This is a genomic window from Cognatundibacterium curvum, assembly GCF_014284235.1.
In the GTDB taxonomy this organism is placed as follows: Bacteria; Pseudomonadota; Gammaproteobacteria; order Burkholderiales; family Burkholderiaceae_D; genus Undibacterium; species Undibacterium curvum.
Genome location: NZ_JACOGD010000007.1, coordinates 300,663 through 310,323 on the forward strand (window position 1 = coordinate 300,663; position 9,661 = coordinate 310,323).

The following is a 9,661-nucleotide window of genomic DNA, read 5'->3' on the forward strand; positions in this document are numbered from 1 at the left end:
TGCGACGTCTGCTCAGGGCTGAACCAAGGCTCAGCCCTGAGCCGGATAAAGGGTGTTACAGCTGGAACGATCAGCCGATGTTTTGTGCGTAGGCTTCTGCGCTCAGCAAACCATCGACATCTGCCGTATTCGCTGGTTTCAACTTGAACAGCCAGGCATTGAAAGCAGCAGAGTTGATGGACTCCGGTGCATCTTTGACTTCTTCATTGATGGCAACCACTTCACCTGACAGCGGTGCGTAGATATCGCCAGCGGCTTTCACAGATTCCACTACGGCGCAATCTTTACCGGCTTCCAGCTGGCTGCCGACTTTTGGCAAGTCAACGAAAACGATATCGCCCAATGCATCCTGAGCAAACTCAGTAATGCCAACGGCAACTGTGCCGTCTGCTTCTACGCGTACCCATTCGTGGGAGGTGGTGTATTTCAGTTCTGCTGGAATGTTCATGCTGGACTCCAAATTGATCAGTTATTGTGTTTAAAATCAGGTCTAAAAAATTCGGGCGTGTGATGCAAAATCACACGCCCCTGCTTACTTTATGCTGCCAGGACTTTTCCGTTACGGACAAAAGGCAGTTTCACGACACTGGCTGCCAGTTGTTTATCACGGATCACGACGTGTACCGTATCTCCCACTGCCACACCCAGAGGCAGACGGGCCAGTGCAATCGCTTCCTGCATGCTAGGGCTGAATGTGCCGCTGGTAATTTCACCCTCACCTTGTGCGCAAATCACTTTTTGGTGCGCACGCAGAATGCCACCTTTTTCACGCAAAATCAAACCGAGGAATTGGGCTTTTTGTCCTTGTTCCAGCAAAGCCTGTTTGCCGACGAAATCGCGCTCACTGACCAGATCGATGGTCCAGGCCAGACCGGCGTCGAGCGGGTTAACGCTCTCGTCCATATCCTGACCGTACAGATTCATGCCTGCCTCCAGACGCAATGTATCGCGCGCGCCCAGACCAGCCGGTTTGACACCAACAGCGACCAACGCATCCCAGAACGCAACAGCCTGTTCGGCCGGAACCGCGATTTCAAAACCGTCTTCACCGGTATAACCCGTGCGGGCTACCATCACTTCACCGAATTTTGTACCTTCAACGATCACTGCATTGAAGGGTTTGATTTCAGCAGAAGCGGCCTGGGTTTCTGGCAGTACTTCCCATGTTTTGGCACGTGCATTCGGGCCCTGTACTGCAACCAGTGCAAATGCGCCTTCGCCGTTACGGCGTTGTGTGATCGTCAGGCCGCTTTGGGTTTCTGCATTGCGCGCATTCATCCATGCGATGTCTTTTTCTGCCGTACCGGCATTCACCACCAGACGGAACCAGTTTTCACTGAAAAAATAAATGATCAGATCGTCGATGACGGTGCCTTCCGGTTTCAGCATGCAGGAATAAAGTGCTTTGCCAGGTACCTGGAGTTTATCGACATTATTGGCAACCAGACCACGCAGGAAGCCGCGTACATTGTCGCCACGGATGTCGACCACGCACATATGGGAGACGTCAAACATGCCGCAATCTTTGCGTACAGCGTGATGTTCTTCAATTTGGGAACCATAGTTGACTGGCATATCCCAACCGCCGAAATCAACCATTTTTGCACCAGCCGCACGATGGGCTGCATTGAGGGGAGTTACCTTGAGAGATGTCGCTGCTTGCGTCATGGATGCCTCTTTACCAGTTGAGTAGGAACGAAAACGCACGCAGACGCCGCTGCATGCGATGCAATCGCTGACCCCTCTGTCCTGGTACCTGAGAGATTACGGCGACAGGATCTGTCCTCCGTGCGCACCTTCGGTGGGTAGTGCAGTTCTGAACCGCTACCGCTCTCCAGAGTGTGGGGTGTGTTTCACGCCCCGTTGACCGGTCCTTTTGCCTGAGAGTTTGTTGGGTATTAGCCCCTTCGGCGGCAACCGCTGGCTGCTCTCTCCCGATCAAGTAGCGCGATTATATAAGGCTTGGATGAGGTTGGATATATTCAAAAGCAAATATTTGGTGATTTCGCGCAAGACGCAGTGGCATACGATAGCCAGCATAGGTGACTCTGGTAAAGTTCTTTGCCAGATGGGCAAGTTTGTATGCGCTGCAAAAAAATGCAGCTGACTTCCGGTTCAGGGTGGATGTCAGCTGCACAGTCAGCCAATGAGTGAGCGCTCAGACTAAAATTAATTACAAATAAATATCGCGTCGCAGGCTATCCATTTGCTGCTGATAGCGGAATTCCCAGGAGCGCAGATCATCGATGCGGCGACGCAGTGACTGCAACTGATCGCGTAAGTCGTTTTTATTACGCTCATTGCGGCTGTCTATATTCTGATTTTCCTGGGTGTTCTGACGATTCTTATCCTCCCGGTTTTTCTTGATCTCAGCCTCGACCTGATTCAACTGGCGCTCCACGTCTCGCGCACGGCGCTCATGATCGCGCAAATCTCTGTGCGTACTTTCCAGCCGGTATGCCAACTGCTCATAGTCACGGCCACTGATCAGGGCGCGTTGTAAACGCCCTTGCATAGCAGGCTGACACACTTCCACTGCCATGCCTTTGGACTGACGCCCCCATTCAAACGCATTATCCACGGTGCAATAAGCCGCATTTTGTTTTTGCCAGGCCTGGGTGTAGGCATCACGGGTCTGCGCAATCACAAACACATTATTGCTGCGGGCGCTGGCCATACGCTGATCAAGCTGGAATGGTTGTCCAAAACCATCGGCAGCGCCAACTTCAGTCCAGTACCCGATCAGGCGTTGCTCCCACTTTTGCTTGTACTCTGCCTCCAAAAACTTCAGGCCGCGCCGCTTGGCATCGTCACGGCGGGTATTCACATCACGCCCGCTGACTGCATCCGTCCAGCCCAGCTGACGCCAGTATTCGATGATTTCGCGGTCCCAGCCTGTGCGATAGGCTTCGGGACGCGCTAACAAATCTTTTTCTTTGGCAGCTTGCAAATGTTGCGAAAGCTGGCTATCAGGAATGCCGTCATGTGCGTCCTGATAGCCAAGATTTTCCCAATATTTGTAATTCCCGTCCTGCCAACCCTGACGATACGACGCTTGCCGGAATCCGATTTCAGCACCGGTGCGTGCACGGGATTGTTCCTCGGCTGCTGTCTTACCTGCTTTGCCATCATCGAAGCCGGTTTGATACCAGTATTCGTGATTTCCCTGCTGCCAGCCTTGCTCATAGTAAGCCGGGTTCAGCGGCGTTTTATTTTCAATGACTTTTTCCGACTTCAGTTGCTGCTGATAATTCACTACGCCGAGTCCGGTTCGACCATCAACCCGCCCCAGCTGAAACCAGAATTGCTGATTCCCCAGCACCCAGCCTTGTGCGTATTGGATAGCAGACTCCTCCCTGATTTTGTCACTGTCGACAAAAGAGCAGAAACGCTTTCTGTCTTCAAATTGCTGCACCAGCCCGTCACCGCCGTCTTTTTTTCCTATCAGTTGCCAGTCACCGGTTTTACAGTCATTCACGCGGTTCATGGTACTCTGGCAGGCACTCAGTGCGAGCACGGCCAGCATCAGCAGCATGGCAGGAATACGTCTCTCAGTAATTTTTTTCATATTAAGTTTTCTGATAGGAATGACAGCTCAACAACGTCTGTCAACAATAAAACGTTGACGCATGGAATTTAAACCTGCGCTAAAACCATCTGGCAGCTTGAAAACCACCAGGCAGGCATCATGTAGGTGACTGCCCACCACGATAGCCAACATGAACAATCCTAGCCCACCTCAGGCTGACAGCGACGCCTTCAGTCGCAACAAAGCCAGCAGCCAAACCGGCAGCGAATCCGGCAGCGAATCCGGCAGTATACGTACCTTGGCCGCATTATTGCCATTTCTGCGTCCGTATCGCCGTCAATTTGTGCTGGCCGGTATCGCCTTATTGCTGGCGGCCGCCGCAACACTGGCGATTCCTGCCGCATTCCGTCAAATGATAGATCTGGGCTTTACCAGTCAGGCTGGCGCAAATGTATCCAGTGTGAACCTGACTTTTCTGGCCTTGTTTGGCGTTGCCATCCTGCTGGCTGTGACTACCGCCGCCCGTTTCTATATGGTGTCCTGGCTCGGTGAACGGGTCACAGCGGATATCCGCAATCGCGTGTATGCGCATGTGGTCACCCAGAGTCCCGAATTTTTTGAAACCACGCAAACCGGCGAAGTGCTGTCGCGCCTGACCACGGATACCACGTTGATACAAACTGTGGTCGGCACCAGCATTTCTATGGCATTGCGCAATATTCTATTGTTTTCTGGCGGCCTGCTGATGTTATTTATCACCAGCGCCCAGCTGACGCTGATGATATTGGTGATGCTGGCTGTCGTGGTCTTACCTATCATTTGGTATGGGCGACGGGTCAGGCAATTGTCGCGTGACTCACAAGATAAAATTGCCGACGCTTCTGCCATCGCAGGTGAAATATTGAATGCCATGCCTACCGTGCAGGCCTTTACGCACGAGCAGCTGGAAGCGCAGCGTTTTGCCGGCTCGGTCGAGTATGCGTTTCATAGCGCAACCCGCAGAATACGCGCACGTTCCTTACTCACGCTGCTGGCGATACTGCTGGTCTTCGGCGCAATCGTGCTGGTGTTATGGCTGGGCGCGCACCGCGTCATGCAAGGAGAAATGAGCAGCGGCCAGCTCGGGCAGTTTATTTTATATGCCGCGATTGTGGCCGGTGCGCTTGGCGCACTGTCTGAGGTACTGGGTGATGCACAGCGCGCGGCCGGTGCCACCGAACGCTTGCTGGAGCTGATGCAAGTGCAATCCAGCATACAGAATCCTGCTCAGGCGCTGCCACTGCCCGCCACACCGGATGCTCAGCGTCACGGTGCCAGCCTGGCACTACAAGATATCCAGTTCGCCTATCCTTCGCGACCACAACAAGCCGCACTGTCCGACATTCATCTACAGATAGCACCGGGTGAAACTCTGGCCCTGGTTGGCACCTCGGGCGCAGGCAAAACCACGCTGTTTCAATTGCTGCTGCGCTTTTACGATCCGCAGCAAGGCAAAATCCTGCTGAACGGGGTCGATATTCGCCAACTCAATTTGCAAACCCTGCGCGATGCGATAGGTATCGTGCCGCAGGATGCGGTGATTTTCTCTGCCAATGCAATGGAAAATATCCGCTATGGCGATCCGGACGCCAGCGATGAGGCTGTGATCGCAGCGGCAAAGCTGGCAGCGGCCCACGAGTTTATAGAACGTCTTCCTGAAGGCTATCAGTCATTTCTGGGGGAGCGTGGCGTCAGGCTCTCGGGCGGCCAGCGACAGCGGATTGCGATTGCACGCGCACTGCTCAAAAATCCGCCTTTGCTATTGCTGGACGAAGCCACCAGCGCACTCGATGCGGAGTCAGAGCGCCTGGTACAGGAAGCATTGGAACGCGCCATGCAGGGACGCACCACGCTGATCATCGCGCACAGACTGGCGACCGTGCAGCGTGCAGATCGCATCGTCGTGCTGGAACATGGAAAAATTGTCGAAACCGGCAATCACCAAAGCCTGATCGCACAAGGCGGCATCTATGCGCGGCTGGCAGCACTGCAATTCAATCTGGACACTGATAGCGCCCAACAGATTGCGGCTGTGGCAGAATAACTAATAGACAAAGCGCCCTTATTGCAATATGCGCCAAATTTTTACCCCCTCATCAAACAGGAGACAGCATGATAGGCTACGTTACTTTAGGTACTAACCATTACGAACAGGCTGCTGCGTTTTATGACGCCTTACTGGCAGAAATAGGCGCCAGCCGCATCATGGAAGGTGAACAATTTATTGCCTGGGGTGTCAGCCCTACCAAGCCAAGTCTGGGCATTATCAAACCATTTAACGGCCAGCCTGCCTGCGTTGGTAATGGCAGCATGGTGGCACTGGTGGTCGACTCAGCGGAAAAGGTCAAGGCCTTGCACGCAAAAGCCCTGGCACTCGGTGGCAGCGATGAAGGTGGGCCAGGGCCACGCGGAACCAGTGGTTTTTATGCTGCTTATTTCCGCGATCTGGATGGCAATAAACTCAATGCATTCTGCATGCAATCCTGACTCCGCTTAAGCATAAGGATTGACCGGAAAGCTAAGACTGGCAAGGGAAAGCACCTTGCCATAGCCCGCAAAATCTGGGCATCCGGCGCAACAGGAATAGTCGCATATTCGTGTTTCTGTTGCGATTTTTGAGAAATACTCCCCTTATTTTCGCTCATCACTCAAGATGTCAAACGGATGACATTTTCCTTGACTAGGTCTTCTGCACTTGCGTACACTCTCACGATCCTGAAATCAAAGTCGACCAAGGTCGATGAGCCATCATCTTGCCTATGAAACGATTAAGACACCCATTCCGCCCCTTATTGCTCAGTGCATGGATAGCATTTGCGATTCCTCAGCTCTGTCAGGCAGAAAACCTCGCTCCGGACGCTCTGAACTCCACACCGGAAACCAGCCTCTCCAGTTCTCCTCCCATCGATAGCTCGCTCAAGATTTCCTCCTTCAGTTACGAAAATAAAGAACTGGATTTATGGGAACGTATCCGCGCCGGCTATGCAATCCCCGACCTGGATAACAAACTGGTGGCAGGCCAGACCACCTGGTACAGTTCACGCAGTGACTACATACTGCGCACCGTGCAACGTGGCTCACGTTATCTCTACCACGTCGTTGAAGAATTGGAAAAACGCGGCATGCCGACTGAACTGGCCTTGCTGCCGTTTATCGAATCTGCGTTCAATCCCCAGGCCATCTCCACTGCAAAAGCCAGCGGCATGTGGCAATTCATGGCAGCGACAGGAAAAGATTTCAACCTGAAGCAAAATATGTTCAAGGACGACCGCCGTGGCGTGCTTGACTCTACCGATGCCGCACTGAATTACCTGGAACGTTTGTATGGCATGTTTGGCGACTGGCAACTGGCGCTGGCAGCCTACAACTGGGGCGAAGGCTCCGTACAGCGTGCGATTAAGAAGCAACAGGCTGCTGGCCTACCAGTGGATTACGACAGCATGTCACACCTGATGCCGCTCGAGACCAGAAATTATGTGCCTAAGCTGCAGGCCGTGAAAAACATCATCACTCACCCTGAACAATACAATATCACCCTGCCTGCACTGGAAAACCAGCCTTACTTTGTACCCGTGGAAAAAACCCGCGACATCGACGTGCGCGTGGCAGCACAACTGGCTGAATTACCACTGGCGGAATTCAATGCGCTGAATCCGCAATTTAACCGCCCTGTGATTACTGGCAGCAGCAATACAAAAATCCTGCTTCCTACCGAGAATGCTGCGCTGTTCAAGGAAAATCTGAGCAAATGGCAAGGTCCGCTGTCAAGCTGGGCCACCTACATCGTTCAAAAAACTGAAAAAATCGAAGCGCTGGCGGTTAAGCTGGGACACAAGGTTGAGGCTTTGCGGGATGTCAATATGATCCCTGCCAAAATGCTGGTCAAAGCAGGCTCGACCTTGCTGGTTCCGAAGTCTGCCCATGCAGAAGATAAAGACATTGCACCTGAAGTCGCAGAAAAAGCCCAGCTGGTCATAGAAAAGGCGATTACCACACGCCAGATCAGCTACAAGGTAGGCAAGCGCGACAATCTGAATGGCATTGCCAAACGCTATCATGTCAGTGTTGCGGATATTAAGTCATGGAATAAGCTGAAGTCAGAACAAGTCGCCTCCGGCCAGACTTTGCAACTTGAAATTCCATTGGGTAAATCCACTGCGCGACATAAAGTTGCACACAACAGCAATAGCAAGCACAGTAAAAAACGTCACGGCTAATACTCATCGTGGCATAAAAAAAGGCACCGAGGTGCCTTTTTTTACGACCAGAACAAGCTTATTTCTGACCTGCGTACAGTACCCAGTAACGTGCAAGGTCTGCCACACCATCTTTACCCTGAACAGATTTCAGCGTTTTGATGGCTTCAGGTTTTTTACCAGACTGCAACTGAGCAATACCCAGATGCAGTTTGGCATCTTCAGGATGCTTGAGGCCACCCTTCTTGATGCCCTCTTCCATCAATGCAATGCCTTGCTGAGCCTTGCCGGAAGTGGCAGCAGCGAAGCCCAGATTAACCAGTGCGTTACCGTCTTTAGCCTGTTTTGCATCTGCTTCTGCAGTTGCAGCAGCTTTACCTGCCTCATCCACGGCTTTAGCGGCCATATCACGCAAACGCTTATGACGCTCAGCATCGTTGCCCGCACCTAAAGCACCAGCCTTATAGCCTGCATCAATGATCTTAGTCGCTTCACCCGGATAACCAGCCTGAATCGCCATCAGCGACGAGTCCATATAGTCAGATGTTTTGCTAACCTGACCCAGTGCCAGTTTCAAACGATACAGATCGAGTTTCAGGCGCTCAGAATAACCAGGCTTACGTTCTACGTTATTCAGCAGATTCACCCAGTATTCTTTTTTACCGTGGTAAGCAACCAGCTTTTCCAGCGCAGTGGTATAGCCCGCCATGTCTTTTTGCTTCAATGCTGCATTCGCATAGAACTCCAGATTGGACAGGCTAGGTGTACGGCCAGCTTTTTCATCTGCAGCCAGATCATTCATTACTTCTTTCATCGCTTTCGCGCTGTCGCCACCCTGATTCATCGCCTGGATCATGTATGGACGCAGGGAAGGATCAGTACCGCCATCGGCGTAATAACGGCTATACCATTGTGATGCTTTGGCATAGTTACCGGCTTTGAAATACGCATTTGCCAGTACCTGTATCATCTGCAACTGATCTTTCGACGGCAGCTTACCGGCAGAGATAATTGTTTCAGCAGAACGGATCACTGTATCGTTATCGTTAGCAGCCGAAGCAATCGACAAGCGCATACGTTCGATCGTGAAATTCTCGTTCACAGTCTTACCACCGACACTGTCAGCTTCGTGGATTTTAGCCAGCGCGTCTTTGTACTTCTTCGCTTTATACAACTCACCTGCAGCCTGAACGATACGACCGATCTCCGGACGCATTGCTTCCTGAGCATACGCAGTGTTTGCAGCGATGTTGGTTAATTCTGGCGCGGCAGCAAAACCGATCGCTGCAATCAATACAGCGATACGAGACAAGCGAAGTTGCATCATATGTTGATCTCTCAATCAATAAAATAAATAATCTATGAAATCAGTAGCTACCCGGACATCATCCGGCTCTGCCTGACTCCAGCAAATATGAAAAACGGCAGGGACTAGCCTGCCGATTTTCAATCATACATCAAGTGCAGCGTAATGAAGTGTTTAACTTGCATGAATTATGCAGCCTGTCCATGCATTCCTTCTTTTACTTCATAAACTGCTCATTGCCAACCATACCGATCTTGGTCACGCCCAGGCGCTGGGCTGAGGCCATCACCGCTGCCACCGATTTGTACGGTACCACGGCGTTTGGACGCAGATGCACTTCCGGCTGGTCAGCCTGTGTTGCGACTTCGGTCAGCTTGGCTTCGAGTTCGTTACGGTTAGCGACTGCCACACCATTCCACAACACGGTGCCGTCAAAGTCGACGTCGATGTTGACCACCACTGGCTCCACCGGATTCTTCGGCGCGGCCTGGTTGGTTGGCATGTTCAGATTCACGGAGTGATTCTGAATCGGGATGGTGATGATGAGCATGATGATCAGTACCAGCATCACGTCGATCAGCGGGGTCATGT

At 52.1% G+C, this 9,661-nt stretch carries 8 protein-coding genes and 2 riboswitches; of the genes, 3 read left to right on the top strand and 5 right to left on the bottom strand.

All coding sequences use genetic code 11. The features are described from left to right. Nucleotides 1-70: 70 nt before the first annotated feature. The 3 genes from gcvH to H8K43_RS14890 all read right to left on the bottom strand — a co-directional run bounded on the left by gcvH (nt 71) and on the right by H8K43_RS14890 (nt 3,568). Nucleotides 71-448, bottom strand: coding sequence for a glycine cleavage system protein GcvH (gene gcvH / locus H8K43_RS14880; RefSeq protein WP_186904541.1), 378 nt, complete (start codon nt 446-448; stop codon nt 71-73). A gap of 89 nt (nt 449-537) precedes the next feature. Beyond that, nucleotides 538-1,668: a glycine cleavage system aminomethyltransferase GcvT gene (gcvT, locus tag H8K43_RS14885; RefSeq protein ID WP_186904571.1), complete on the bottom strand. Its 1,131-nt coding sequence runs from the start codon at nt 1,666-1,668 to the stop codon at nt 538-540. A gap of 66 nt (nt 1,669-1,734) precedes the next feature. Further along, nucleotides 1,735-1,848, bottom strand: a riboswitch (glycine riboswitch). Nucleotides 1,849-1,858: 10 nt separating this feature from the next. After that, nucleotides 1,859-1,947: riboswitch (glycine riboswitch) on the bottom strand. A 226-nt stretch (nt 1,948-2,173) separates the two neighbouring features. Continuing rightward, entirely contained in the window at nt 2,174-3,568 is a 1,395-nt protein-coding gene (locus H8K43_RS14890) for a DUF2799 domain-containing protein (RefSeq protein WP_186904542.1), read from the bottom strand. A 151-nt stretch (nt 3,569-3,719) separates the two neighbouring features. Here H8K43_RS14890 and H8K43_RS14895 point away from each other — a divergent pair, with 151 nt between their 5' ends. The 3 genes from H8K43_RS14895 to H8K43_RS14905 all read left to right on the top strand — a co-directional run bounded on the left by H8K43_RS14895 (nt 3,720) and on the right by H8K43_RS14905 (nt 7,785). After that, nucleotides 3,720-5,612: an ABC transporter transmembrane domain-containing protein gene (locus tag H8K43_RS14895; RefSeq protein WP_186904543.1), complete on the top strand. Its 1,893-nt coding sequence runs from the start codon at nt 3,720-3,722 to the stop codon at nt 5,610-5,612. 68 nt (nt 5,613-5,680) lie between these two features. Further along, on the top strand, nt 5,681-6,055 hold the full coding sequence (locus H8K43_RS14900; protein ID WP_186904544.1) for a VOC family protein: 375 nt from the start codon (nt 5,681-5,683) through the stop codon (nt 6,053-6,055). Between the two features lie 272 nt (nt 6,056-6,327). Continuing rightward, nucleotides 6,328-7,785 (top strand): transglycosylase SLT domain-containing protein, encoded by a 1,458-nt coding sequence (locus H8K43_RS14905; protein WP_186904545.1) that lies wholly within the window; start codon nt 6,328-6,330, stop codon nt 7,783-7,785. Between the two features lie 58 nt (nt 7,786-7,843). Here the strand turns inward: H8K43_RS14905 and H8K43_RS14910 are convergent, their stop codons facing one another. Continuing rightward, on the bottom strand, nt 7,844-9,091 hold the full coding sequence (locus tag H8K43_RS14910; protein WP_186904546.1) for a hypothetical protein: 1,248 nt from the start codon (nt 9,089-9,091) through the stop codon (nt 7,844-7,846). 196 nt (nt 9,092-9,287) lie between these two features. Then, the gene (locus H8K43_RS14915; RefSeq protein ID WP_186904547.1) at nt 9,288-9,659 is read right to left on the bottom strand and encodes an ExbD/TolR family protein; all 372 of its coding nucleotides are present in this window, start codon (nt 9,657-9,659) and stop codon (nt 9,288-9,290) included. Nucleotides 9,660-9,661 lie beyond the last annotated feature (2 nt).

What these genes read in the sequence shown, in the direction of transcription:
- gcvH (WP_186904541.1), bottom strand. Translation starts at nt 448, where the DNA reads ATGAACATTCCAGCAGAACTGAAATACACCACCTCCCACGAATGGGTA.
- gcvT (WP_186904571.1), bottom strand. Translation starts at nt 1,668, where the DNA reads ATGACGCAAGCAGCGACATCTCTCAAGGTAACTCCCCTCAATGCAGCC.
- H8K43_RS14890 (WP_186904542.1), bottom strand. Translation starts at nt 3,568, where the DNA reads ATGAAAAAAATTACTGAGAGACGTATTCCTGCCATGCTGCTGATGCTG.
- H8K43_RS14895 (WP_186904543.1), top strand. Translation starts at nt 3,720, where the DNA reads ATGAACAATCCTAGCCCACCTCAGGCTGACAGCGACGCCTTCAGTCGC.
- H8K43_RS14900 (WP_186904544.1), top strand. Translation starts at nt 5,681, where the DNA reads ATGATAGGCTACGTTACTTTAGGTACTAACCATTACGAACAGGCTGCT.
- H8K43_RS14905 (WP_186904545.1), top strand. Translation starts at nt 6,328, where the DNA reads ATGAAACGATTAAGACACCCATTCCGCCCCTTATTGCTCAGTGCATGG.
- H8K43_RS14910 (WP_186904546.1), bottom strand. Translation starts at nt 9,091, where the DNA reads ATGATGCAACTTCGCTTGTCTCGTATCGCTGTATTGATTGCAGCGATC.
- H8K43_RS14915 (WP_186904547.1), bottom strand. Translation starts at nt 9,659, where the DNA reads ATGACCCCGCTGATCGACGTGATGCTGGTACTGATCATCATGCTCATC.